Source organism: Blastopirellula sp. SH421, from assembly GCF_057808535.1.
Genome location: NZ_CM173712.1, coordinates 839475 through 863972 on the forward strand (window position 1 = coordinate 839475; position 24498 = coordinate 863972).

Below are 24498 nucleotides of genomic sequence, written 5' to 3' on the forward strand. Positions count from 1 at the left end.
AGCAGCGTTTCATCTACGGTTGCGTTAAATCTTTAACGCAGCGGAGCGTTGCCATGCAGGCGCCGCAGCAGCGAAACTTGACCGAAGTGCATGTAGTTGTGGAACGGGAGAAAATTGAGGAACTCCAGCCGCGTCTTAAAACGGGGATGTTCGATCGCGTTATCCAGTTCGGTCAACGGCCACTCGGTCATCTCTTGTTCGACCTGAGCAAACACTTTTTTGAGCGTCGCATGAATTGCTTCGGCTGACGGATAGATGCTGGTGTCGCTCGAGGGAGTTGAGCCTTGGCCAAATAATTCTTTGTAGTTGGTCAGGCCCAACTCGGCGTCGGTAGGACGCTCGCCCCGCTGCAAACGGAGACCGATTCCATAGGTCGAAACCGCAATGTGCCCTGCTTGCCAAGCGACATGCGTGACTCCTTCGGTCGGCATACGGAACCAATCGTTTTTGTCGACGTCGTTCAGGTGGCCATCAAACATTTGGAAGCTGGCCAAAATGTTTTGCTTCAAAGCTTCCCAGGCGGCGGCATCAGGCATAAGTCAATCTTTCTGTTACTTAAGGAGCGGGTGCAGGCGGAATCTCCGCAGGCGGCAAGCCTGCCGCCGCAAGTGCGGATGCGTACTCTTCTGGCGTATTAACGTTGTGCAGCAGATTGTCGCTCCCCAGTTCATGGGGAGAAACGGCAGCAACGACGATCTGCTTTACAAAGCCATGCAGCGAACGCTCGCCTGCCGCTAGTTGCTGGGCGGCGACGCTGGCCAGATGAACACGATAAACGCCAAAAGTTGGATGCATCCGTTGGATGTCGGTCGCGACTGCTGCGTCACACGATGCAGTCAGATTTTCAAATAAAATTCGGATCGCTGCGGCGGTGATCAGCGGCGTATCGCACCCGCAGACCAAAGCGCGATCGATGTCTGGGCCAACCGCCGCAAGTCCGCAGCGGATTGCCTCGAGCGGTCCAAGGCCTGGATTCTCGTCCTGGATGACACGCACCGCGACTGGAAGCCGGGGAAGTGTGTGTCCCGGCGCGGTGACCGCGACGATCTCGGTCACGGTGGGTGCGATGATCCGCACCGCACGCGCTAGCAAAGTTTCTTCACCGAAGGGGAGCGCAGCTTTGGCGACCCCCATCCGGCGACTTTGACCACCGCACAAAATCACGGCGGCACTATGTGGAATTGGTCGTTGCATCCTGGTTCACTCGCGACGGGTTCCCAGCTATGTTGGATTCATCGATCTGATTCGGCCACCATTGAAAGCTATTGGCGATGCCGCTGATTCTGACGCTTGTAAAAGATATCCCTCCCGGCTGCGATTTGCGAGAGCTGACGCCTGAGCGTCTGGCTGCGTTCTCGTTGCCCCAGGTCGCCCAGCTGGAACTCGACTGTGGAGATTACCGGGTCGCCTTAGGCGAACTCTTTCAATTGTCAGGCAGCGCTGCAGATCAACAGTTGCGATTGATTGGAGATTTCTCTCGTTGCGACTACCTGGGGGCTGAGCTTAGCGGTGGTTGTTTAACCGTCGAAGGAAACGTAGGCGATCATGCCGGCTCGGCTATGTCCGGCGGAACGCTGGTCATCACCGGCAGCGCCGGTGACTTTGTGGGTAGTCCCCAGCCGGGAGAAAAGCGGGGTCTGCAAGGAGGTTTGATCCTCATTCACGGCAATGCGGGCCGAGAGTTAGGGACGCGGATGCGCCGCGGGATGATTGCGATTGCAGGTGTTGTTGGTGAGCTGTGCGGCTATCGAATGTTAGCCGGCACGATTGTTGTCGGGGGATCACTGGGCCCACATGTTGGTCTGCGGATGAAGCGAGGAACGATCATTGCACTCTCTGCAGTGAGCGAGTTGCCGGCCACCTTTCAGACGGATTGCGTGTTCCGCCCAGCGATGTTGCCGTTGATTCGCCGTGAATTAAAGCAAGCTGGATTTCCGATAGAGTGCCCACAATGGGAGCTTCCCTTTCGGCTTTATTCGGGCGATGCAGCGGAGATGTCGCGCGGAGAGATATTGACGCCGGTCGCCTAAGCAGACAGCGCAAAAAAATCTGGCGGCCGACAGTGCGGCCGCCAGTTCGATTCCCTTCGAGATAAATAGCCTTTCATGGGCTAAGTGCGAACGTCTGAAGATTTACTTGTCGCGTAAGGCTTGGATTAACTCCGCCTTGCGCATTCGACTGCGGCCAGTTACGTTTTTATCAGCGGCTAGATTGCGCAATTCGTCGACCGTGCGATCTTCAAGCCGATGATTGGGATTGCCGGTTCCTTGGGTCGTTTTGTTAGGCGTGCGGCCTTCGCTGCGACGCTGTTTGTTGACGGTGCGAGCAGCAATCTCTTCGGCTTTGTCGGTTGACTTGCCGCGGTCCAACGCACTTTCTTTGATGTGTTTATATTGCCGCTCGTCTTTGTCGCTCCATGCTTTAGGCATGATGTTTCTCCTTGGTTAGTCTTTGGGCTTAATAGCCGACGATTCAAAGCTGGAATGGTTGTATCAACTCATCGAGACCGTAACCAATCTTCTAGTCATGAACGAACGTTTCGGGTTCAGTCCGCAGCTTGCACCTTTTCAAAGACCCCAGTCTTCGGATTGGGTTAGGATCCCTTTGCAGTCGTCGCGAGAAAGTTCACGCTACGCTCGGCCAGGCGCGTGAGCAGCCGATTGGCATGTCCTTCTTCGTTGAGCGTTAGTTGCAAGATATCGGCCGAATCATGATCGCCCAATTGATCCGCAAAGGTACGAGCTGTGCCGTAGCCAGCCATTTCGTAATGTTCAACACGTTGGGCGGCGGCGATCAGCGCGGCGTCTAGCACCTTCGGCTCGATATCGCTTTTCAGTAGTTCCGAGCCTTCTTCAATCAGGCCTTCCATCGCGGCGCATTTGTGCCCTCCTGGCTGAAAGTCGAGCTTCTTGAAGATTTCCTCCAAGCGTTTCACATGCGTTTTGGTTTCGGCCAAATGATCCTTGAACGCTTGCTTGAGCTCTGCATGGTTGGCCGCCGCTTCCATTTTTGGCAGCGCTTCCAACAATTGATTTTCAGCACTGTAGAGATCTTTGAGCTCTTGAACGTAGAGCTTTTGCAGGGAGTCAAGTTTCACGGTAGACGTCTCCAAGATTTGGGGAGATTGAATCACTTAGCAATGCAAATTACGAAAGTGCAGCTCTTATGCCAGTTGGGAGGAAGCGGCCTGTTTTCTGGCGTCATCCGGCTACAGAGATGGCAATTGCCGGTAAAGCGACGACTTTTTGTTTTAAATCGGCCAGTTGAGCTGTATCGGCGGCAGAGTGAAGATCGCGCCTTTGCGGCATAAGATTGCCTTGCGAACGAACGCATTGATCGGCAGGCGTTCAGCTGCGTATTGCGCATCAAAAAAGCGAGCCCCAGAGGGGCTCGCTACATCTATGAAAAACGAGTTTCAATACTAACGAGAATCACTCGCTTTTATTGATCTCGGTCAACGTTCACATCCACATCGCCATCGTCTAAGTCACGAGTGACTTCGACTTCGCCGTTGGGCCCTTCGATGTCGATGATTTTTTCTTTGCGATCGCAGCCGCTAGTTAGCGCCGTCGCTCCTAGCAGAAGCGTGCAGCCCAAGAGAGTCGGAGTCAGTAGTTTCCAAGTTGCATTCAACATTTCGTTTCTCCAAAGGTAGCGCAGCGGCTGCGCGGTTATATACGTCCCATAAGGACGAGAATCAGTAGGATGACCACAACCAGTCCTAACCCTCCGCTTGGACCATAACCCCATGATCGGCTGTGCGGCCAAGCGGGGAAAGAGCCAAGAAGCATCAAGACTAATATGATTAAAAGAATGGTTCCGAGCATCGTACGGTTCCTAGTTTACACAAGTGTGGGATGGGAAATAAAGCCAGGCAACGCCGCATTCTTGACGGTCGACAACGATGCGGCCGTTGCCTGAAGTAGTAGCGTTACGACTTCTCTTTGAAGGCGTCGCGGAGATCGCGGATCCGATCATGGCCTGCTTTGACCTGGGCGTACTGTTGTTGCAGCACGTCATTCATCGCACTGCCGGCGGTCTCTTTCAGCACGTCTTCGTAGGCGGCTTTGATCTGATCCTCGCCTCGTTCGGCTTCACACAAGATCGCATAAGGGTCGCCGCCGCTGAGCATGCTGCGAATATCGATCCAGGTACGATGGATTGCGGCCGCATAAGAGCCATCCTCCGTCGCTTCTTCACCATTCCAGGTGACATAGTCTTGCAGTTCGGCCGCAAGGGTCGAACGGTCGGCCGCCATTTCGCGGAATAGCGCTGCAACCATCGGATCGTCAATTTGGTCTGCCGACTCGCGGAAGCCGTCGTACGAATCAATGTTCGATCGAATCAGTTTCTGCAGTTTCGAGACCGTCTTATCGGTAAGGTTGTTTTTGGTTTCCAATGACATTTTCATCTCCTTCTGACAGGTGCAGTTGGTTGTTCGTGCACCCTGACTAAAGGCAAACGCTGTGCCAGAAGAAAAAAAGCAGAGAAGTGCCTAGAAACAAGCGGTTTCGCCGGAAATCGGACCGCGTGCTAGCCCAATTTGTGTGGTCGGCAGATCAGGCTGGTCGTCGCGCGATCGGCCCACAACCGCCAACAGAGGGAAATATCATCCGAAAAGCGAAGAGAGCAAAGCGATTGCGTTAATCTGCTTCGCTGCCGAAATACCAGTGCTCAAATCGTCCCCCAAGATCAATTACAGCCCAGGCTAGGATGCTGGCCACGATCGCCAGGTCGTAGTAACCGCATCCGCAGGCGATACCGCCGGACGCTGCGACCCAAATGCCGGCGGCGGTAGTGATGCCGTAGACGCCGCCGCGTCCCTCGATGATTGACCCGGCTCCTAAAAAGCCGATTCCGCCGATAATCGCGGATAAGATTCGTTGCACATCGGTGCGGACCGCAGGCAGATCCGTTGGTCCAATATCTTCCTGAAGTTGAAGGCCCGCGATCATGAAAGCGGCGGAGCCGAGCGAGACCAGCATGTAAGTACGCAGGCCTGCCGACTTTTGACGCTTCTCGCGTTCCCAGCCAAGCACACCGCCAACCAGCACGGCGGCGACCAATTTGAAAATAATTTCTAGCATGTCGCCAGTTTATCGCGCTGGTTTGCAGTTGGCCAGCTGATTAGCCAACCGCCGCTTCGATCGCTTCTTTGCCTTGGCGATGGCAGAAGTCGCCGAAGCTCTCGCCTTCTTCCCGCGCCGCTTTGAAGAACGCAAAGACCTTGGTCAGTTCCGGAGTGACGTCGTCAGCCAGAACCATGTCTTTGTAGATAAAGCTCAATCGATTGCCGAGCAAGCGGCCGCCGAGAAAGACGGTGTACTTTTCTTTGGCGCGACCGACCAGACCGACGTCGCTGTTGTAAGGACGTGCGCAACCATTGGGACAGCCGGTCATGCGAACGGTGAATTCTTCGGCCGCCAGACCTAGCTTGGCTAGTTCTGCTTCGAGACCATCCAGGATGCCAGGCAAGGCTCGTTCGCTTTCAGTGATCGACAAGCCGCAAGTTGGCCAGGCGACGCAAGCCATCGACCAGCGACGGACGTTCGAGATCTCTTCGGTCAGCGGCACTTGGTGCGACTTCAGAATATCGATCAACGTCGCTTTGTCGGCTTCGTTGATATCGCTAAAGATAATATCCTGGTGACTGGTCAGACGAATGCCTGGGTTCAGCTGGCCGCAAATCTTGCGGATCGCCGTCTTCAGTTGCATTGTTTCGTCATCTTTGATGCGGCCGTTCTCGACATTCAAGCCGTAGAACCACTTGCCGTCTCCTTGAGCGTGCCAACCTTTGTGGTCGTCAAAGCCATGCACGTCGGCCGGGTGCGGCTCAGGCAGCGAACCGCCGTAGTATTCTTCGACCTTGGCTTTGAACTTCTCTAGACCCCAGTTGTGGATCAGGTACTTCATCCGGGCAACCTTGCGATCTTCGCGGTTGCCAAAGTCGCGTTGGACTTTGATGACCGCTTCGATGGCCGGGATCAACTGGTCCGGCGTGACAAAGGTGAGCCGTTGTCCCAAAGCAGGGAAGGTTTTCTCGGCGCTCGGCGTGCGACCTTGACCGCCGCCGACCAAGATGTTGTAGCCCAGGATCTCGCCGTTCTCATGGACGCAGATCATCCCCAAGTCATGCGTGTAGACATCAATGCAGTTGTCTTCGGGCAGGGCCATGCCCATTTTGAATTTGCGCGGCAGATACTGTTTGCCATAGAGCGGTTCGACCACTTCGCCGGTGGCGATCTTTTCTTTCTCGCCGGTTTCGGGATCTTGCAAAAAGATCTCGCGATAGGCGGCGGTCTTGGGAGCAAAATGGTCGGCCAACTGCGAAGCCGTTTCCTGCATCTGACGACGAACGTTATCGCCAAACAGCGGAGCAGGGCAGCACATCACGTTACGATTGACGTCGCCGCAAGCGCCCAGCGTTGACAGGCCCACTTGCTTCAACTTTTGGGCCAGCGGCTGTAGCCCTTCTTTCATGACGCCGTGATGCTGCAAACCTTGACGACTGGTGATGCGCAGGGTCTCGTTCCCCAGTTCGTCGCACAGATCGAGCTCGACCAGCATTTGCTGGGAGGTCAGCACGCCGGCCGGGATCCGGGTCCGGATCATAAAGATGTAGGATTTGCCCCCGCCAGCGGCTCGATTGGAAGAACGCGCATCGCGGTCGTCTTGTTGATAGACGCCGAAATGCTTCATCAGCTGGATGCTCGATTTGCCGAAATGATCGCTGCCGTCCACAAACTCCTCGGCGATCTCACCGCGCAAGTAGTTGCTATCACGTTTGAATTCGTCCACCGGGCTGAGAGCTTGATCAGTCGACATCGGGATCCGTTGTAGATGGAGGGATTTGTGAGTCTGGGGAAGTGGGTAGGTTGCGGCGATCCGGCCAACAAACGGGTAGTATATCGGTTATCTGAATTAGACGTAACGGCGATCGGACGCCGGTTTGCAGGGCTGCACGAAATTGCGTTCTGTTTTTTTCTAATTCAGCTCGAAATGCGGGGGATACCCCCAATGCGAGGCGCAGATACAATAGCGGCCTCTGGGCGGAAGCCCTGTTTTACGGCGATTTGAGTCTCTCTGAAGTGGTAAGGAGCCTTCGATATGACGGCGAAAATCTTGGACGGTAAGGCGATCGCCCAACAGATCGAGGTCGAACTTCAGACGCGGGTCGCCGAATTTCAGGCCAAAACGGGCCAACAGCCCTGTCTGGCGGCGGTTTTGGTCGGGGACGATCCGGCCAGTCAGGTCTATGTTCGGAACAAAGAACGGGCCTGTGCTCGGGTCGGGATCCTAAGCCAGATGCACCGGTTACCGGACGATACCACCGCCGTGGATCTATTAGCGCTAATCACCCAACTGAACGCCGATCCGGCAGTCAGCGGAATCTTGGTTCAACTGCCGCTGCCGGCTGGGATTGATCCGACGCCGATCTTGGATGCGATTGATCCGGCCAAGGACGTCGACTGTTTCCACCCCCAAAATGTCGGGCTAGTGTCACAAGGTCGACCCCGGTTTTTGCCGTGCACCCCGCACGGCGTGTTGCAGATCCTGCATCGCAGCGGGATCTCGGCCGCCGGCAAGCATGCGGTGATTATTGGTCGCAGCGAGATCGTCGGCAAGCCGATGGCGATGATGCTGATGCAAAAGGACTCAACCTGCGGATCGTCGGCCGCCAACGCGACGGTCACCGTCTGTCATAGCCGCACTACGGATATGGCTGCGATCTGCCGCACCGCCGATATCTTGATCGCGGCGATCGGCAAACCAAAATTTGTGACCGCCGACATGGTCAAGCCAGGCGCTGCCGTAATCGACGTCGGCATCAACCGCACCGACGACGGCTTGTGCGGCGACGTCGACTACGACAACGTCAAAGAAGTCGCGTCGGCGATCACCCCGGTCCCCGGCGGCGTCGGTCCGCTAACCGTCGTCATGCTGATGGAAAACACGCTCAGAGCCGCCCAGTGGCAAGCCGCTGCTTCGTAGGGCGCAGCGCCAGCGCGCGAAATGCGTCTGCAAGTCTCGGCGCCGAATCGCTCAAGCGATAGCACAAAAAGCGGTATCGCTTGAGCCGCACGACAGGCCGTGGCCTACCCCACGATCGTTTACTCCGGTATTGGCAAGCTGTTGGGAGCGACGCGGTTGCTGGTGCCGCCCAAGATGTTCTGGATAGTCGCCGTCCCGCCGATCGTATTTTGCCCCGTGACGTCGGTATTGACCAACGCGGCTGGGACCATTTGGCCGTTGAAGACCTCGAAATTGATCACGCCGGCACTTTGAGAACCAATGTAGACGCTGTCGGAAAGTGAGTTATTCAACATCCGCATGTTGAGCAACCCTGCCGTGTTAAACTCAGTAACATTCGAGCTGAAGTCGGTGGACGACGTATTGTATTGGAAGTTCACGTTGGCGTTCGATCCGCCGAAGACATCGATAGAATACCCGGCTAACGCGGTTCCGCTCAGTGAATGGTTCACGCTGTTGCCGGTCATGACAAGATCATTGGTCCCGCTGCCGATCGCACTATAGGCAATGCCGACGTCAAACACGCTCGCCGTCAGGAAGTCGCTGACCGTATTGTTGGTGATGTAGGTCGTCGTATCGCCGGAAGTGTACGTGCTAACGGCGATCCCGCGATCGAGCGCCTCCGCCGATGCGATCGTACCAATCGTGTTTTGATCGATTGTCACCAGCGCGGTTCCGCCGTTCAGCCGGACATTGATTCCGTAGTCAAGCACGCCGACGGTCGCCCCTTGATAAATCTCGTTGCCGACAATATTGGCGATCAGATTGTCACTCGAAGAGATTTCGATCCCGTCGCCCGCGCCACCTAGGTAGCTGGAGATATTGTTATTCAAGATGTTAACCGTCGTGTCGCCGCCACCGCCGTTATTAAAGATATAGATCGCGTCGCTGCCGCCGCCTGAGATGACGCGCGAGAACGTATTGTCGGCGATCGTTAGGTTGGAGTTACCCAACAAACTCATGGTAATGCCCGCATCCCCGACGGTTGCGAAGTTTCGGAAAGTATTGTTGCGAATGACGCCGGTACCGCTGGCGAAAGTTAGATTGATACTCGCTTGGCCAAAACCGCCAAAGTGATCAAAGTAGTTGTTGTTGATGTTGAAGCCATCGCTAAAGCTGCCGACAATGGCGTCATCCCCCGAATCGTCAAAGTGGAAGCCGGAGACTTCGTTGTTGTTGGCCAGCGTAATTGTATTGCCGGATGAATCAAGTTTCGGACGATTCCCCGCTGCATATCCTGGCAATGCAAACGTCCCTTGCGTTGCGGTAAACGTGTGTTGCGTGGTCGAGGCCAACAACCGTTGATTATCCTGAAGCGTCAGGTCTTGGGTCAGATTGGTCGCCGTGTTGTCGGCCCGCGGGTGGACAAAGATGATATCGTTGGGCTGCGATCCAGCCTGAGCCAATTGCAATGCGTTGTAAGGATTTTCGACGGTACCATCGCCCATAGCGGTGGCGTTGGGGTCGACGTGAATGACCTGTTGATCTGCGCCGGTCACGGTATTGGTCGCATTGACGACCGTGGTGCTGCTAACGTTGTTGACGACGACCGCTTCGTTGCGAATGATCGGCTCGTCCATCTTATTGACGTAGCTGTCATAATTCGGAACGCGACGTGCCGAGCTGCCGGGAAAGAAGAAGGCGGCGCCAAACACCACGTTGGTGTCAAACACCTGATCGTTGCTGACCGTCAGATAGAACCGCATGCGATCGGTGACGTGACTCTCGAAGCGAGTTTTGACGCCCCAAGCTTGCGGCGAGCCTGTCCCTTGAAAATTATAAGTCCCTAGGTAAGCGCGTAAGTAATCGCCGACATGCGGCAACACTCCGCCAAACTCGGCGTCGAACCCTTTCATCGCAACTTCGTATTGGGTCAGCTGCGAGAGTTGAATGTTGTAGCCGACGTAGCTGGGGTTAAAGACTTCTGAGCCGCCGGTTGTGGTGGGATCGCTATCGATCGGCAAATAGCCGTTGACGCGAAAGTCGATCCGGCCGAGCGACTCGAAACCGGTCACCACTTGCCCGACAGTTTGATTACCTGTGTCACGATTGTCATAGCCCACATAGCCGCCGAAAGTGCGGCCAAAGTTATCTGAATAAAACCGCTGTCCGACGACGGCGTTCATACCGACATTCTCGTCGTTCGCCAACAAAAAGGCGCCGTCAAAGAAGGTGAGCGACTTCGCGTCAGCCGATTCGTATAACGGCACCCAAGCACGAAAGTCGGTGAACGAATAATCATAACCAGCCCCTTCGGTCCGGTGCTGAACCGACACTCGCGGAAAGTACTCTCCCCAAAGTCCGTCGGCATAGGGACTCGCGAAAGTGGACGAGCCGGAAATCATACCAGGCGTGATCTCGTCGTTCTGTTGCTGGGCCTTAGCACTCGCCAGCAGTGATAGCAAGCAGATGTATGCGATCGTCGCGGCGCGAAACAAACTAGCGGTTGAACCAACGTTTCTTGGCAGTGATCTCAAAGTTCGCTCAATCTGAAGTAGATTCGATAAGACTGAAAAGCTTTGCTTGCCAATCATTTATCGCGTACTGATGAGCGAAGATCGATGGTTTTTATTCCATGCTTCTAGATTACCCCAGTTGCCGCAGCTTACCGTTTCTCACTGCTAGCCAGCGATTGCTAGAATGATAGCCAGAGCGCCCTAAGATTGGTTACTGCTGGTAGCAACTATTCGCTCCCGGCTCGTTGCCGATTCGCTTCGTATAGCAACACCGCCGCGGTGGTCGAGACATTCAAGCTGTCGGCGATGCCGCGCATCGGCAGGCGGATGTTGGTGACGTCGTCGGCAAGCCAGCGATCGGAGAGCCCCTCGGCTTCGCTTCCCAAAATGAGCGCCGTCGGTCCAGAAAATTGGACCTGCTCGTACGAGACGGCGCCTTCAACTCGGGCCGCGAACATCTTGACGTTTGCGGCGCGTAAAAACGCCAGCGTCTCGGCAGTGGTCGCTTCAAACGTCGGGACGGCGAAGATGGTGCCGAGACTGGCGCGAATGGCATTGGGATTAAAAATATCGGTCCGCGGGTCGGCCGCGATCAGGCAATCGGCGCCAACCGCGTCGGCTGTGCGCAAGATCGCACCCATGTTGCCGGGCTTTTCAACTCCTTCCAGCACCACGATCAGCGGACAGGCCGAGAGTTGTTCGTGGTCGAGCATCGTATCGGGATAGTTAGCCACAGCCACGGCGCCCTCGGCGCGTTCGCCAAACGATAACTTTTCGCAAACGTCGCGGGTAATCTCAAACAGATTCAAATCACGATGCTGCGCGATGCGCTCGCGCAGCGCTTCGGCTTCGGCGCCGACTAGCAACTCTTCGCAAATGAACAGCTCGAGCAAGGGAAACCCCGTCGCCAGCGCACGATCGATTTCGCGGACGCCGTCAATGATGGTTCGCCCTTGCTGCTCGCGCGCACGACGTTGTCGCAGTTTGGATGCTGCTTTGATCCGCGGGTTTTGCACGCTCGTGATGCGCTCGGGCATAAATCGATTCCGTAAGGTTAAGACCAGCGAGCTAAAATGCCGCTCGGCAGACGTCGACCGTCTGTGGAGGTGAGAAACAGGGGACGCGCTTCGAGGCCGGCCGCTCGACCTCCAAAAAAATGAAGTTCCAGCATTTGCCGTAGTTCTGCCGTTCCCAGCCCCGGCGAATGGCAAGTCAGCAAGATCGCAGCGTCTGCGGTCGTGATGGCCCGCAAGTCTTGCAGCAGCGCCGGCAAGTCTTGTTCGACGCGCCAGACCTCTCCTTTGACGCCGTGGCCATAACTGGGGGGATCCAGGATAACTGCGTCGTAGCGGGCTTTTCGTTTTACTTCGCGGCGGACAAATTTGCGGGCGTCATCGGCGATCCAGCGGATCGGGGCCGCGGCTAGTCCCGAGATCTCGGCATTGCGGCGAGCCCATGCGACCACATTTTTCGCGGCGTCGACATGCGTCACTTCGGCGCCGGTCGCGGCGGCGGCCAGGGTGCTCCCCCCGGTGTAGGCGAACAAATTGAGAACTTTGGGCGCTTCGCGCTGCGAGACCCAATCAGCGAGCCAATCCCAGTTTTCGGCCTGTTCAGGAAAAATGCCCAAGTGTCCGAATTCGGTCGGTTTTAGCTCAAAACCAAAGTTGCGGTGCGCGATCGTCCAGGTCGCTGGCAACGCGTTTGCAGGGCGCCACGCTCCCCGGTCTCCGTTGGTCCGCTCGTAGCAGCACGCGGCGTCTCGCCACAGGTCATTGCGATGCGGGCGAGTTGATTCGGCGGCGGGCGACAAGCGATCGAGCAAAAAAGCCCCAAAACGCTCTAGTTTGCGTCCATCGCCAAAGTCGAGCAGTTGATATTGATCAGGCGTAAACAAGGCGACCCGTAGCATAAAGGGGCGTGTACAATTGATTTCCTCTGGCATTATTGTGAAGATCGGGGGAGAATACGAAAGACCGCCTGCAAAAATGCCGCTAACCAAGGAACGGCCGTTGAGACCGTCTCTCCTCTTCATCCCGCTCGTTTTTCTGATTTTTTGTTCCAGCGATCTCTTTGCGCAACCGCCTGCCGATCCGGCTGCGGAAGCTGTGCCCCCCCCGGATGTAACGAATCCAGAGGAGCAAGCGAGCGTCGAAAAAAAGCCGTCTGTGGCGATGTCCACGGACGAAATTCGCCGCTTGATTGCGCGACTTGATTCAGAGCGGTTTTTGATTCGGGAAGATGCGACCGAAAAGCTGTCACACGCTGGGCCCGAAGCGATTGACGAATTGACCGCGGCGGTGACCAGCGGAAGTCTAGAAAAATCGATCCGCTGCATTCATATTTTGAAGCAGTACACGCTGGGCAGTGATATCAACGCTGAGATCGCTGCGACCGAACGGTTAGAGCTGATTTCGGCCGCCGGCCATGACCGAGTTTCTCAATACGCGCAAGAGATGCTTAATCGGGTCGCCGCATTGCAAGAAGAACGTTCGCGACGCGTTTTGCGCAGCTTGGGGGTCAAGTTCAGCGAATTTCTGCCAGCGGCTGGTTTTATCGAATCGTCGCGCGGACCCAGTGTGACGATTGACGATAGCTTCAAGGGAACGGCGAAAGAGTTGTATTACTTGCGACAGCTCCGCTTTATCGAAGACGTGCAGCTATCGGGAGCAAAAATTACGCCCGAGTATCTGAAGCAAGTTGCGGCGATGTCCAACGTGCGTTTGCTGAGCATTAGCGATGCTCCAGCAATTGACGACGCTGCGATGCTGCAGTTGGCGCCCCTGTTTTCGCAGATCGAGAATATTCGACTTTATTATCTGCCGATCAAGGATGAGTCGATTCCGATTTTTACCAGGATGCCCCGCTTAATCAATGCAAAATTGTATGGAGTTGAGTTGTCCGATGCCGGCGAAGCGGACCTCTTCGCACAATTTGACAGCGATCGAAGTCGGATGGATATCCGTGATGGGGCCTTTTTGGGCGTGCAAGGATCGATGGCTGAAGGATCCTATTGTCTGGTGGATGAGGTTCCCCGCGACGGAAGTGCATTTGCTGCGGGAGTTCGTAAGGCCGACATCATTCAGGCGGTCAATGGATCCAAGGTTGAAAATTTCACGGGTCTCACCGATCTCTTGCGAGACAAAAAAGTGGGGGACCAAGTCAAGATGAAAATCCTCCGCGGTGATCAGACAATCGAGTTGACCGTGACTTTAGGGAAATGGCCGATGCTTCCCAGCTATCGGTAATGTCCGTTCTGGATCTCGCGACCATCGCTAGGCTAGGTCGCTTCTTCTACTCTAAGTGATTTCTAAATGAGCGATACGCTGACTCTCGCTAGCGGCGGCAAACTGCCGCTAGTGGGTCTAGGGACATGGAAGATTGATGCGGCGATATTGCCCGACTTGATTGTCGCGGCGGTCCAAGCAGGCTATCGCCACTTTGATTGCGCCTGCGATTACGGAAACGAAACGGCGGTTGGCGTCGGGATTCGGCAAGCGATCAACCAAGGACTATGTCGTCGCGAAGATCTGTGGATCACGTCGAAACTGTGGAACACCTATCATCGCGCAGAGCATGTGCGGGCCGCAGCCGAGCGTTCGCTGAGCGACTTGCAGCTCGACTATTTTGACCTGTACCACATTCACTTTCCGGTCGCGCTTGAATTTGTTCCGTTTGAAACACGGTATCCGCCAGAGTGGTTCTTTGATCCTGATGCGGCCGAGCCAAGGATGCAGCCGGTGGCGGTTTCGCAGGCCGAGACCTGGGACGCGATGCAACAGCTAAAATCAGCCGGGCTGGCGCGGCATTTGGGGGTCTGCAATTTTAATATCGCGTTGATTCGCGAGATCACCGCGGCCACGTCGCAGCGTCCCGATGTGCTGCAGGTAGAGTTGCATCCCTATTTGGCGCAAGAGCGTTTGCTTCGTTATTGCCGACAAGCGGAAATCTCGGTGACCGCCTATTCGCCGCTGGGCGCTCCTTCGTACGTTCCGCTAGGGATGGCCAGCGCCGACGAAAATTTGCTGAAGGAAGAGACGATTCGCGCAATCGCCGAGCAGCACGGCAAATCGACAGGGCAGATTGCACTGCGCTGGAATGTGCAGCGCGGCGCTGCGGTGATCCCCAAGACAAGTCGCATCGAACGGTTGGCCGAGAATCTGGCGCTGTTCGACTTTTCTCTAAGTGAAAGCGAAATGACCGCGATTGGCCAGTTAGATCGACATCGCCGGTTCAACGACCCGGCCCAGTTTGGCGAAGCGGCGTTCAATACGTTTTTTCCGATCTATGACTAGAGCGGAAAATCAGTCGCCAATTTCAATTCCAACAGGCCGACCTATAGCGCTGACCCAGGGCTGCGTCGCTAAAAGCGACTGACCCTGGACTGGAATAGGTCGGCCGCTTCGGGCCTAAGAAATTGTTTTCGGCCCGGTTCGTGAAGCAGCGAAACTTCTCCTGCTGCCGCATCAGCCTCTGGCGGCGTATTTACATTCGTCAGGCGATAAATCATCCACAAGGATGCGAGCACCAACACAACGACTATCAACGCGTCAGGTTCGATCAGCCAGTAGCGCTGCTCGGCGCGATACAGGATGCCCATTGTTGCGACGCACGTGACAAAGATCACGGCGGCGGCGGTGAATGCGTGAACCAGACTGGCGTCTTGCAAAATTGCGCCGTGGGTATAAAACGCGTCAACAGGCAGCAAGATTGCGATATTGAACGCGTTGCTCCCCAGGATGTTGCCGATCGCCATGTCGGAGGCGCCCATGCGGACCGCGACAATGGTCGTGACGAACTCAGGCAAGCTGGTGGTCAGCGCCAGAAACGTGCTGCCGACAAAGGTTCCGCCCAAGCCGGTCACGACGGCGACCCGATCGGCGACGATCGACAGATAGCGGGCCGCAACAAAAATGATGACCGTCGCAACTAGATAGGTTACGACCGCGCGCCAGAGCGACATCGTTTCGGCGGTCGCTTGCTCGACAATCGGCGTTTCGAGTCGGGCGGCGACTTGTTGATCGAGGTAAATCAGGCGGATCGAGAACAGATAAAACAGGCCGACGCCGATTGATCCAAACCCGATATGCGCCACCGACAAGTCGAAGTCGAGCGGTAGCTGGTGCAAGATCATGAAGAGGAGCAAAATCGAAGTCAACGCAATGCTGGCGAGCGCCGACAAAGCATGGGCCGCCGAGACCGAGCTAAACATCCGCTGTTTCGAGCGGAACGCGAGATCGATGATCCCCAGGATCAGTAGATTGAAGAGCGAACTTCCCAGGATGTTGCCCATCGCCAGGTCGACGCCGTTGATGTAGTCAGGCAACTGCACTGCGTTAACGTTGATCGCAAACTCAGGCAGGCTCGTCGCAGCGGCCAGCAGGACTAGCCCGGCCAGCGAACGTCCCATCCCCGATTTCTCGCCGATGACGTCTGCGGCCTTGGTCATGAAACTGCCGGCGAACACGATGATTACCGCGAGTCCGCCAAACTGTCCGAATAGCGTCAACAATTCCAAAGCGATTCAACTCCCTGTCGCGATTCGAGTTGGCATGATTACTTCATTACTCTAGCAGATAACTTCTGCCGGTTGAACTTGCACGATTTCGACCTGATGGAGCACGCGCCCAAGGCGGTTTGCTAACGCGGTAGCAAGACGCCTGGTTGCGCGGCAGTGAAAGGCGACTATTGGTTCCGCTTGCTGAAAAACGTTCTAGCCCGCGCTGGCGATTTTTGAAGTTGCGCTATTGGGCTCAATAAGAATGGGACACGGCCAAGCTACGGATAAATCGCGGCGGAATACGGTCAGAAAATCAGGAGAGTCGCCCAGTGCTTTAAGCCCACCAGGCTGTTCTAAACTAGATCATTTACCCAGGGCTCCGCCGCTGGGCTATTTTGAAGACGGCCGCTTTGGGACTAAGTCACTGAGGGCGTGCCAGGGATTCCTGCCGCGTTTTTCCGCTCTTTATCGGTGGCTTGGCCGTGTTCCATTCTTTCTTTGGCCTCAAATAACGCAGCCTGAATATTCGCGTCTCGGGATACTACGTCGGCAGTACTGCGGCAAGCGATGTTGAGGCGCCCAAAACTGCCGTCCGCTGCATTAAATCAGCGACCCAGCTCGCAACGCGCCAGTCCATCCAGCGGCGATCGGCGGCAATATTGCGGGGAGCTAGAAAGCCTAAATGTCCGCCGTGGCTGGTCACTTCTAGACTGATCAGCGGAGAAAAAGGAAATTTGTCGAAAATCTCCCGCGGCACGATCGGATCGTCGGCAGCGGTCAAAATGTGCGTCGGCATCGCGATCTCGGCCAGCAACGGACCAGCGCTTGCTTTTTCGTAATACTCGCTGACGCTGCCAAACCCGGCCATAGGCGCCGTGTAGTCGCGATCAAATTCGACAATCCGACGTGGTCGCTGCGCAAAGCGAAAAATCGCCGATAGATCGTCGTACTCGCGTTGCATTTCGACACGGCGAATCAACCGGCGGACAAAATCGCGATCGTACAGCCGATTTAAGCCGCGGCTCATATTCTCACAGCAAAAGGCTAGATCAATCGGCGGCGCCGCCGCAAAGACCGAGTCCATCCCGCCGCATGTCCCTACCCCCACTTCGCCCGCCAACTTCAACACCACGTTCCCCCCCAGCGAAAACCCAATCGCCGTACAAGGAGAACCGGGGCAAATCGTTGCGATAAAACGAATCGCCGCCGCGGCGTCATCGCTGCAGCCGGCATGAAACGGCTTTTTCGCCAGCTTGGCTCCGGCCCCGCACCCGCGCAAATCCATCCGATAAGTGCGCACTCCCAGTGCATTCAACTTGCCGGCGATTCGGACCAAATAGGGACTTGAGTGACAGCCTCCCAATCCATGGATCAGCAGCGCGGTTCGATCGCCTGTTCGCCAACTCGGGGGCTGATCGTCATGCAAGACGATTTGGTCGCCATCTGCTAGCGTGACAAGGTGCGGCCGAGCAGAGTACGGAAGCGTGGCCCCCTTCCAATAGGCGCCCAAGATAGTCTGCAGGTGAGGACCGCGCAGAAAGGGATGAGGTCGGTAGTCGCTTTGCGAGGCATCTAGCTCGTCGATCCTGCTACTCATCGTTTGATGTTGTACTCGTCCAGCTTGCGATACAACGTGGCGCGACTTACGCCCAGCAATTTGATCGTTTCGGAAACATTGCCTCCGGTGCGTTCCATCGCTTCTTCAATTAGTTTCTTTTCCCAGAAGTCAAAACGCAAGGACTCTGGCTCCCCTAGACCGGCGTCTCGTAGCCCCAGATCTCGCGGTTCAATCATCGCCGAATCGGCCAAAACCACGGCACTATCCAGCACATTGCGTAACTGACGCACATTGCCGGGCCACTGATAATTCAACAATTTTTTCTTCGCCGCATCCGAAAGAATTAGCTCTGGGCGACCATGTTGACGTTTGAAGTGATCGAGAAAGTGGTTCGCCAATGTTTCGATATCGTCTCCCCGATCACGCAGCGGAGGAATATACAACTCGAACACGCAGAGCCGGTAATACAAATCTTCTCGAAAACGCTTTTCCCGCACAAATTCAGCCAAATCGCGGTTAGTCGCCGCAATCAACCGCACATCCACGCTCACTTCTTTGGTCGCCCCCAGGGGCAAAAAAGGATGCCCTTCCAAGATCCGCAGCAGCTTGGCCTGACCGTCGAGCGTCATTTCGCCCACTTCATCCAAAAACAACGTGCCGCCGTCCGCTTGCTGGAAAAAGCCGACATGATCAGCATCCGCCCCAGTAAACGCCCCCTTCTTGTGACCAAACAACTGACTTTCGATCAGCGACTCAGGCAGCGCAGCACAGTTCACGCTCAGCATCGGGCGATCGCTGCGACTCGATGTTTTGTGTAACGCCCTAGCGACCAACTCTTTGCCGGCGCCACTTTCGCCGCGCACCATGACGGCGCCCCCGGCTTTGGCGACTCGCGAGATCTTTTGCTTCAATTCAACCATCGGGCGGCTCTCGCCGATCAGCTCGTCAAACGCCGCCGATTCCTGCACTAGACGTTCGTAACCGGCCTGCAGCTTGCTTAGTTCCCATGCCCGCGACAGCGCAATGACCAAGATATTGGCCAGCGAGATGGTGAAATCAAGGTCGTTCTGCAAGAAGCGTTCTTGCTCGCGATACAGATGAATCGTCCCCAGCGTCTGCTTCTTATGGATCAGAGGGACGCAAATCGCATCGGCGAAGTGCTTAAGCCGTTTTGTCTCGTCCTGGCTCGCTTCGTTGGCGATCCAGACGGCGTGCCCTTGCTGGCAAACCATCGTGGTCAGCGATTCGCTCAGTTTAAACGCATCTTCCACATCCTCCGGCAGTTGCCGTTTCAATTTCAACTTGCCATCTTCGGTCAGCCAATGAAAACCAACGACCGCCGCTTTGGAGTGATCTTTCAGCAGATCCAGCGCAATGTGGATGATGACGTCCGGATCGTCGCTCCCCAGCAGCTTGATCGCAAACTGATACAGCAAAATCAGTCGCTGCGCTTGCTTGTAATCCTTGAGCTCGCGCAGCGCGATCAGATTGGTATCTTGCGGATCGACCGGCAGATCGCGGACGATCGTCTGGGTCATGTTATTGTCGTCCGAGTCATACGACGTCGGCGGCTGGCTGCTGCTGTTGAAATTGAACTCGGTAGCGCCAACCCGCAGGCGCCCTCCATCAAACAGCTTCCCTTCGGCAATCCGCTGGTCATCCAGATAGCAGCCGTTGCGGCTCTCGCAATCTTTGACCCACCAAGCCCCATCCCGCTGAAAAATCGAAGCGTGAACCCGCGAACAGAGGGGGTCTGTCAACGTGATATGGCACTCCAGACCGCGGCCAATCAAATTTTCGGCATCCGCATCCAACGCAAAATTGGTGCCGGGGCCAGTGCCAGAAAGTAGTTTCAGATAACTGTAATTCGCCATATCGTGCCGCTCGGTTGGGCAGTCGCCGAGAGAGGATTTTCGCATTTAAATCGATAGCTTCCTTTATCTTACGTCAAACCCACCTTAAGTCGCCAGCCGCAATAGGGGGCTAGGCGACCTGTTTTTGCCCGATCTGGAAAAGGGAAGCAAGAAAAACTTGCCGCGCGCAACTATCCCACGTAAAAATTGAGAACATCTCACCAGAACGGGGTTAAATCGGGCAAACCACGTTAGCTTGAGTGACGTAGACCCTGTAGATAGGATCGGTTATAACCCCGTCCCAGCCCCACACTTGGCCCTCTTCGCCACTCCAACCACACATTAAAACTCAACCCTAAGGGATTGGCATGCACCCAACGACCGTAACCGGGAATAGTTGGCGTCGCCCTGGCGCACTACGCGTCTTGACGTTCGCGTCGTTTCTTTTCTCCGCCATTTTTGTCTGCTTGCCAGATCAATCATCGGCACAGATCGCTCCCAAAGTCAGCGAACGCCGCGTCGCCTTCGCCGTGACGCAGCTCATGAAAAAGGACCATTTGTCCAATCACCCGATTGACGACGAAATGTCGCAGCGGGCCTTCGATCAATTCCTCAAGACCCTCGATCCGCTCAAGCTCTACTTCTATCAAAGCGACATCGACGAATTTACGAAAAACCGCGACAAGCTGGATGACATGATCAATGCCGGCGATGTCAGCTTCTCGCGCACCGTCTTTGATCGCTTCCTGCAACGCGTCAACGAGCGAGTCGCGGTGGTCGATCGCGTCTTGGCGGCGGATCTCGACTTTGAGAAGCAAGAGATGTTTATCACGGACGCCGACAAAGTCCAGTATCCGAAAAACGAAGACGAAGCGTACGATCGCTGGCGTCAACGCGTGAAGTACGACATCTTGTCTGAAAAAGCGGATGGCAAAACGCCAGAAGAAGCCCAGCAAAAGATTCATCGCCGCTACGAAAGCTTTGCGCATCGAATGTCGCAAACCAGCCCTGACGAATTGCTGGAAATGTTTCTGACCGCGATGACCTCGTCATTCGATCCGCACACCACTTACATGTCGCCGTCGACGTTGGAAAACTTCAACATCAGCATGCGACTGCAGTTGGACGGCATCGGCGCCGCGTTGTTGTCCGAAGATGGCGTCGTCAAAGTGACCAAAGTCATCCCCGGCGGAGCCGCTGACAAACAGGGAAAAATTCATCCCGAAGACACCATCGTCAGCGTCGGCCAAGGCGAAAACGGCGACATGCTGGACGTGGTCGACATGAAGCTCAATGACGTAGTCGACATGATCCGCGGCAAAGCCGGCACCATCGTCCGACTTGGCGTCAAACCCAAAGGGACCGGCGAGCTGGTCATCTACAACGTGACCCGCGCCAAAATCGAACTGAAAGACAGCGAAGCCCGCGGCGAAATCATCGATCACAAGACCGAAGATGGCCGCACTCTGCGAGTCGGCTGGATCGACCTGCCCAGCTTCTACATGGACATGGACGCCGCACGCCGCGGTTTGGGCGACTTTAAAAGCACTACCCGCGACGTCCGCAAATTGCTCGACAACTTCAACGAAAAAGAGGTTCAAGCGGTCGTGCTTGACTTGCGTCGCAACGGCGGCGGCAGCTTGACCGAAGCGATCAATCTAACCGGCTTGTTCATCGATCAAGGTCCGGTCGTCCAGGTCAAAGATTCCAGCGGCAACATTCAAGCCTACGACGACACCGATCGCGGCATGGTTTGGAAGGGCCCGCTGGTTGTTTTGACCAGCAAGCTGAGCGCCAGCGCCAGTGAGATCCTCGCCGGCGCCATCCAAGACTACAAGCGCGGCATCATCGTCGGCGATCAAGCGACCCACGGTAAAGGTACCGTGCAAAGCTTGCTCGACCTGGGAAGCCAACTCTTCCCGGTCCCGAACCCGCCCAACTATGGCGCCCTCAAGATCACGATGCAGCAGTTCTATCGCCCCAACGGCGAAAGCACGCAGCGTCGCGGCGTCGAAGCCGACGTCGTCCTGCCGTGGATCACCACCCACATGGACATCGGCGAAGGGGATCTCGACTACGCGATCGCTTGGGACAAAATCCCCCAAGCCCAGTACACGCTCTACAACATGGTCGATCCCAACCTGCTGAAGCAGTTGCAGACCGACGTCGACGACCGGATCAAAAAGTCAGAAGACTTCCAGAAGGTCGAAAAGAACATCGAGCGTTACGTCGTGCAAAAAAATCGAAAAGCGGTCAACTTGAACGAAAAAGAATACCTGGCCGAGCGTAAAGAACTCGACAAGGACAAGACCGAAGAAGACACGTTCAAGGAAGACACCGATGACAGCGACGAAGTGGTCAAGAAAGACTTCTACTTTGAAGAAGTCATCGACGTTACCTCGGACTACGTCCAACTCCTAGAAAAAGACCGCGTCGCTACCCGCGAATAAGCGTTCAGCGACAAGTGCTAAAATCAAAAAGCCCGCGCAAAAAAACACGCGGGCTTTTTTTATGTTTCTTCGCAGCGATTGCAGCTCTCACATATCGTCACCAATGAATTAACATCGATTAAATCCGATTTGTTTGACTGGGCATTGCATCTCGTATAGACTCGCCATCCATCGAGAAATCGTTCATCTCCAAAGGATTGGACCAGTTGACAGACAATGTAATTTTTAGGCCGATAACAAATTGGGGTCGTGATTTTCACGACCTCATTCATCGCGACAAGTTTTCTGACTATGACATCGCCGCAGTCAGTTTGCGATGTGCGGCCAATCTGCCCGGCACAGAGAATCAGTTACTGCAACCTTGCCTAGAAAAAGTCGACGATTGGGCGACGTTGGTAGAGCGATACGTCAACTACGCCCGACCGCAATTTAAGCGTGCCCCGGCTTCCTTCGGAAATAGCGAAGCCCAATTTCAAGCAATTGCAATGACCGATTGTCTGCAGCGGCATTTGGGCGTCCAGTATAACTTCGCGTTTGCTGAGGGCGATTACGATGCAAGCGATTCTCGCAATCTCTTTATTCATGGAATCTTGACCGGCTTCGGCGGCACCTGCGCGTCGCTCCCCGTCCTGTTCTGCGCCTTAGGGCGCCGACTTGGTTATCCAATCAACTTGGCGGAAACCAAGGATCATGCGTTCTGTCGCTGGGATGACACTAGCGGCGAAAGTTTCTGCTTCGACGCCGCAGGTCGCGGGTGCTGCATTTACAATGAAGACCGCTACCGGCAATGGCCGACATCAGTTGCTCCCGACGAAGAGCAAAACAACGGATTCATTCGGTGGATGACGCAGAGCGAAGAAATTGCTTATCTAGCTGTCAACCGCGGCGCCTGTCTGATTGACAATTTTCAGTTTGGTCCTGCGATCGAAGCATTCCACCTCGGTTACCTACTCGCGCCCCATAAGCAATCTCTGCGAGACGGTTGGGGACTAGCCGTTTACACTGCCAAGCTTTGGGAGATCAGCCGGCGCATACAACACGAAATCATGCACGTCCCGCTCGAAGCGGGATTGAATATGGCAGCTGGCCAGCTAACTGGCCCAGAATCCGATTACTTCGGCCGACACGCGGTCACAAACTTACTGCGAATCATCAACAATCGCCGCCAACGGGATCAATCGGCCCGACATGCAGCGGCAATCGAAGAACTCACCACAACAACCATGGAAGGAATAAGCCATGTATGACCCAAGCATCGGCCGCTGGCTAAGTGAAGATCCGATTGGCTTTGACGCTGGTGACGAGAATCTCTCTCGCTATGTGGAGAACAGTCCGACGAATGCGACGGATCCGAGCGGGTTGGAAGAGAAAATAACACTGGGTATGAATGAGCTCGATGCCGAACTAATTAGGATTTCCAAGTCAAAAGAGGCGATCGAGGAAGCCAGTCGTATTGCTGCAGCGGTCCGCAATACGTGGGAGCGAAATTCCAGAATCGACTTTCTCACGCTTTTTTCACGAAAGGATGAAAAGGCGAAGGGTTATTTTTGCTACGAGTGGGCGGTAGCATTTAAGCGAGCAGTAGAGGGAGAGAATTCAAAACACTTCGATGTAAAGCTGGGAAGCGCCGAAACTGTAGAGGGGGATCTTGTTCATGAGTTTATCATAATTACCTCCAAGGAAACTGGCGGTGTTGTCTATGTTGACGATGGATTTATGACTCCCAAACATCCCGGAACGGTGCATCGCGAGAAACCGATTGCTCCTCCCTATGTCAAGACAAATCTCATGCCTTATTCAGCAGAGCATTGCCAGAATATCCCGGAGGTGGTAAATCACATGGGATTCAGAGAAGGACACATCATCACGATTCCTCCACCTAAGCAGGGACCGCTGAAATCGGATGAAACAGGGTTTGAAATCAATGGGCCTGCAGGGCCAGGTTGGCATCCCGGTGGTGCAGGTGGATATCTACCTTATGAATAGTCACGATCAATTTCGTGATTCTAATCCTTTTGAGTCACCCCTGGCGTCTCAGCCGACGCCAGAGCGGCGCAAGAATCTTTTGACGAGCAGTCTGCTTTATCTGGCGACTGGGGTCGTCTCCTACTATGTTTTTATGCTATTTATCGCATCGATCTCGGTAGGGTTGAACGGTTGGATATCGATTACGGATTGGTATATGGCAGTGCTTTGGGGCGTCGCCCTGCTAGGAACATTACCAGCTAGAGAGTGCCTGGCAGCCGACTTTCGCATTTCTTGGCGATTCTTGGGATCTTGTGCAGTCATGATTTTCAGTTTGGTGCTGGTTCAGGCCGTTTGTAATATTTGGGGTTTGGCGGACGAAAGAAGCGCCAGACAACTTACCGAGAGAGCACTCTTTTGGAGATCTTCTTTTTCGCTGCTCGCCTATTGCATCCTCTGGGGACTCGCAATTTTAGCGCTGACAAAGACTTACCCGAAACGGCAGACTCAACAGGAGTCATAGAGAGTCGGAAGTAAGCGACCAACCCGCTCTCTAGATAACTCGATATCGCCCAATTTTGTCTCTTGACGAAACGCACCGAATTCGGATTCGATTGACGCAAGTCCCGTATCCTTTTGTGTTGCACAATTCTCAACCACCCAAACACCAGCCCGCAGCGCCAGC

Annotated in this window: 22 protein-coding genes; 7 read left to right on the forward strand and 15 right to left on the reverse strand. The window is 55.1% G+C overall.

The window, feature by feature from the left end:
- Window positions 1-32 precede the first annotated feature (32 nt).
- The gene (locus tag SH421x_RS03370; protein WP_488853979.1) at window positions 33-536 is read right to left on the reverse strand and encodes a DinB family protein; all 504 of its coding nucleotides are present in this window, start codon (window positions 534-536) and stop codon (window positions 33-35) included.
- A gap of 19 nt (window positions 537-555) precedes the next feature.
- Window positions 556-1194, reverse strand: a complete 639-nt coding sequence (gene mobA / locus SH421x_RS03375) for a molybdenum cofactor guanylyltransferase (RefSeq protein WP_488853980.1) — start codon at window positions 1192-1194, stop codon at window positions 556-558.
- A gap of 77 nt (window positions 1195-1271) precedes the next feature.
- Here mobA and SH421x_RS03380 point away from each other — a divergent pair, with 77 nt between their 5' ends.
- On the forward strand, window positions 1272-2030 hold the full coding sequence (locus SH421x_RS03380; RefSeq protein WP_488853981.1) for a formylmethanofuran dehydrogenase subunit C: 759 nt from the start codon (window positions 1272-1274) through the stop codon (window positions 2028-2030).
- A 102-nt stretch (window positions 2031-2132) separates the two neighbouring features.
- Here SH421x_RS03380 and SH421x_RS03385 read toward each other — a convergent pair whose 3' ends face one another.
- The 7 genes from SH421x_RS03385 to SH421x_RS03415 all read right to left on the reverse strand — a co-directional run bounded on the left by SH421x_RS03385 (window position 2133) and on the right by SH421x_RS03415 (window position 6825).
- Window positions 2133-2429: a Rho termination factor N-terminal domain-containing protein gene (locus tag SH421x_RS03385; RefSeq protein ID WP_488853982.1), complete on the reverse strand. Its 297-nt coding sequence runs from the start codon at window positions 2427-2429 to the stop codon at window positions 2133-2135.
- A gap of 164 nt (window positions 2430-2593) precedes the next feature.
- On the reverse strand, window positions 2594-3097 hold the full coding sequence (locus SH421x_RS03390) for a YciE/YciF ferroxidase family protein (RefSeq protein WP_488853983.1): 504 nt from the start codon (window positions 3095-3097) through the stop codon (window positions 2594-2596).
- Window positions 3098-3441: 344 nt separating this feature from the next.
- Complete coding sequence (locus SH421x_RS03395; RefSeq protein ID WP_488853984.1) at window positions 3442-3636, reverse strand: hypothetical protein; 195 nt, start codon at window positions 3634-3636, stop codon at window positions 3442-3444.
- 35 nt (window positions 3637-3671) lie between these two features.
- Window positions 3672-3827, reverse strand: coding sequence for a DUF3309 family protein (locus SH421x_RS03400; RefSeq protein ID WP_488853985.1), 156 nt, complete (start codon window positions 3825-3827; stop codon window positions 3672-3674).
- Window positions 3828-3931: 104 nt separating this feature from the next.
- On the reverse strand, window positions 3932-4405 hold the full coding sequence (locus SH421x_RS03405) for a PA2169 family four-helix-bundle protein (protein WP_488853986.1): 474 nt from the start codon (window positions 4403-4405) through the stop codon (window positions 3932-3934).
- A 238-nt stretch (window positions 4406-4643) separates the two neighbouring features.
- Window positions 4644-5087: an MgtC/SapB family protein gene (locus SH421x_RS03410; RefSeq protein WP_488853987.1), complete on the reverse strand. Its 444-nt coding sequence runs from the start codon at window positions 5085-5087 to the stop codon at window positions 4644-4646.
- A 40-nt stretch (window positions 5088-5127) separates the two neighbouring features.
- Window positions 5128-6825 carry an NADPH-dependent assimilatory sulfite reductase hemoprotein subunit gene (locus tag SH421x_RS03415; protein WP_488853988.1) on the reverse strand — a complete coding sequence of 566 codons (1698 nt, stop codon included), beginning with the start codon at window positions 6823-6825 and terminating at the stop codon, window positions 5128-5130.
- Between the two features lie 282 nt (window positions 6826-7107).
- Between SH421x_RS03415 and folD the strand changes: the two genes are divergently transcribed.
- Window positions 7108-7992 carry a bifunctional methylenetetrahydrofolate dehydrogenase/methenyltetrahydrofolate cyclohydrolase FolD gene (gene folD / locus SH421x_RS03420; RefSeq protein WP_488853989.1) on the forward strand — a complete coding sequence of 295 codons (885 nt, stop codon included), beginning with the start codon at window positions 7108-7110 and terminating at the stop codon, window positions 7990-7992.
- Between the two features lie 119 nt (window positions 7993-8111).
- Here folD and SH421x_RS03425 read toward each other — a convergent pair whose 3' ends face one another.
- The 3 genes from SH421x_RS03425 to SH421x_RS03435 all read right to left on the reverse strand — a co-directional run bounded on the left by SH421x_RS03425 (window position 8112) and on the right by SH421x_RS03435 (window position 12399).
- Window positions 8112-10508 (reverse strand): autotransporter outer membrane beta-barrel domain-containing protein, encoded by a 2397-nt coding sequence (locus tag SH421x_RS03425; protein ID WP_488853990.1) that lies wholly within the window; start codon window positions 10506-10508, stop codon window positions 8112-8114.
- A gap of 206 nt (window positions 10509-10714) precedes the next feature.
- The gene (locus SH421x_RS03430; protein WP_488853991.1) at window positions 10715-11524 is read right to left on the reverse strand and encodes a TrmH family RNA methyltransferase; all 810 of its coding nucleotides are present in this window, start codon (window positions 11522-11524) and stop codon (window positions 10715-10717) included.
- A gap of 17 nt (window positions 11525-11541) precedes the next feature.
- Complete coding sequence (locus tag SH421x_RS03435; RefSeq protein ID WP_488853992.1) at window positions 11542-12399, reverse strand: class I SAM-dependent methyltransferase; 858 nt, start codon at window positions 12397-12399, stop codon at window positions 11542-11544.
- 262 nt (window positions 12400-12661) lie between these two features.
- On the opposite strand from SH421x_RS03435, the gene SH421x_RS03440 reads away from it, so the two are divergent.
- Complete coding sequence (locus tag SH421x_RS03440) at window positions 12662-13735, forward strand: PDZ domain-containing protein (RefSeq protein WP_488853993.1); 1074 nt, start codon at window positions 12662-12664, stop codon at window positions 13733-13735.
- Window positions 13736-13801: 66 nt separating this feature from the next.
- The gene (locus SH421x_RS03445; protein ID WP_488853994.1) at window positions 13802-14782 is read left to right on the forward strand and encodes an aldo/keto reductase; all 981 of its coding nucleotides are present in this window, start codon (window positions 13802-13804) and stop codon (window positions 14780-14782) included.
- A gap of 68 nt (window positions 14783-14850) precedes the next feature.
- Here SH421x_RS03445 and SH421x_RS03450 read toward each other — a convergent pair whose 3' ends face one another.
- From SH421x_RS03450 to SH421x_RS03460, 3 genes are all read right to left on the reverse strand, one after another.
- Window positions 14851-16005: a sodium:calcium antiporter gene (locus SH421x_RS03450; RefSeq protein WP_488853995.1), complete on the reverse strand. Its 1155-nt coding sequence runs from the start codon at window positions 16003-16005 to the stop codon at window positions 14851-14853.
- Window positions 16006-16528: 523 nt separating this feature from the next.
- The gene (locus SH421x_RS03455; RefSeq protein WP_488853996.1) at window positions 16529-17584 is read right to left on the reverse strand and encodes a YheT family hydrolase; all 1056 of its coding nucleotides are present in this window, start codon (window positions 17582-17584) and stop codon (window positions 16529-16531) included.
- On the reverse strand, window positions 17581-19464 hold the full coding sequence (locus SH421x_RS03460; RefSeq protein WP_488853997.1) for a sigma 54-interacting transcriptional regulator: 1884 nt from the start codon (window positions 19462-19464) through the stop codon (window positions 17581-17583). The genes SH421x_RS03455 and SH421x_RS03460 overlap by 4 nt, the downstream gene beginning before the upstream one ends.
- A gap of 302 nt (window positions 19465-19766) precedes the next feature.
- Between SH421x_RS03460 and SH421x_RS03465 the strand changes: the two genes are divergently transcribed.
- The 3 genes from SH421x_RS03465 to SH421x_RS03475 all read left to right on the forward strand — a co-directional run bounded on the left by SH421x_RS03465 (window position 19767) and on the right by SH421x_RS03475 (window position 23834).
- The gene (locus SH421x_RS03465) at window positions 19767-21848 is read left to right on the forward strand and encodes a carboxy terminal-processing peptidase (RefSeq protein ID WP_488853998.1); all 2082 of its coding nucleotides are present in this window, start codon (window positions 19767-19769) and stop codon (window positions 21846-21848) included.
- Window positions 21849-22054: 206 nt separating this feature from the next.
- Complete coding sequence (locus tag SH421x_RS03470) at window positions 22055-23095, forward strand: transglutaminase family protein (protein WP_488853999.1); 1041 nt, start codon at window positions 22055-22057, stop codon at window positions 23093-23095.
- Window positions 23088-23834 carry an RHS repeat-associated core domain-containing protein gene (locus tag SH421x_RS03475; protein ID WP_488854000.1) on the forward strand — a complete coding sequence of 249 codons (747 nt, stop codon included), beginning with the start codon at window positions 23088-23090 and terminating at the stop codon, window positions 23832-23834. The genes SH421x_RS03470 and SH421x_RS03475 overlap by 8 nt, the downstream gene beginning before the upstream one ends.
- Window positions 23835-24498: the final 664 nt, after the last annotated feature.

Excerpts from the sequence above, each read along its gene's own strand:
- SH421x_RS03370 (WP_488853979.1), bottom strand. The coding sequence starts at position 536 with ATGCCTGATGCCGCCGCCTGGGAAGCTTTGAAGCAAAACATTTTGGCC.
- mobA (WP_488853980.1), bottom strand. The coding sequence starts at position 1,194 with ATGCAACGACCAATTCCACATAGTGCCGCCGTGATTTTGTGCGGTGGT.
- SH421x_RS03380 (WP_488853981.1), top strand. The coding sequence starts at position 1,272 with ATGCCGCTGATTCTGACGCTTGTAAAAGATATCCCTCCCGGCTGCGAT.
- SH421x_RS03385 (WP_488853982.1), bottom strand. The coding sequence starts at position 2,429 with ATGCCTAAAGCATGGAGCGACAAAGACGAGCGGCAATATAAACACATC.
- SH421x_RS03395 (WP_488853984.1), bottom strand. The coding sequence starts at position 3,636 with ATGTTGAATGCAACTTGGAAACTACTGACTCCGACTCTCTTGGGCTGC.
- SH421x_RS03400 (WP_488853985.1), bottom strand. The coding sequence starts at position 3,827 with ATGCTCGGAACCATTCTTTTAATCATATTAGTCTTGATGCTTCTTGGC.
- SH421x_RS03405 (WP_488853986.1), bottom strand. The coding sequence starts at position 4,405 with ATGTCATTGGAAACCAAAAACAACCTTACCGATAAGACGGTCTCGAAA.
- SH421x_RS03410 (WP_488853987.1), bottom strand. The coding sequence starts at position 5,087 with ATGCTAGAAATTATTTTCAAATTGGTCGCCGCCGTGCTGGTTGGCGGT.
- SH421x_RS03415 (WP_488853988.1), bottom strand. The coding sequence starts at position 6,825 with ATGTCGACTGATCAAGCTCTCAGCCCGGTGGACGAATTCAAACGTGAT.
- folD (WP_488853989.1), top strand. The coding sequence starts at position 7,108 with ATGACGGCGAAAATCTTGGACGGTAAGGCGATCGCCCAACAGATCGAG.
- SH421x_RS03430 (WP_488853991.1), bottom strand. The coding sequence starts at position 11,524 with ATGCCCGAGCGCATCACGAGCGTGCAAAACCCGCGGATCAAAGCAGCA.
- SH421x_RS03435 (WP_488853992.1), bottom strand. The coding sequence starts at position 12,399 with ATGCTACGGGTCGCCTTGTTTACGCCTGATCAATATCAACTGCTCGAC.
- SH421x_RS03440 (WP_488853993.1), top strand. The coding sequence starts at position 12,662 with ATGTCCACGGACGAAATTCGCCGCTTGATTGCGCGACTTGATTCAGAG.
- SH421x_RS03445 (WP_488853994.1), top strand. The coding sequence starts at position 13,802 with ATGAGCGATACGCTGACTCTCGCTAGCGGCGGCAAACTGCCGCTAGTG.
- SH421x_RS03455 (WP_488853996.1), bottom strand. The coding sequence starts at position 17,584 with ATGAGTAGCAGGATCGACGAGCTAGATGCCTCGCAAAGCGACTACCGA.
- SH421x_RS03460 (WP_488853997.1), bottom strand. The coding sequence starts at position 19,464 with ATGCGAAAATCCTCTCTCGGCGACTGCCCAACCGAGCGGCACGATATG.
- SH421x_RS03465 (WP_488853998.1), top strand. The coding sequence starts at position 19,767 with ATGCACCCAACGACCGTAACCGGGAATAGTTGGCGTCGCCCTGGCGCA.
- SH421x_RS03475 (WP_488854000.1), top strand. The coding sequence starts at position 23,088 with ATGTATGACCCAAGCATCGGCCGCTGGCTAAGTGAAGATCCGATTGGC.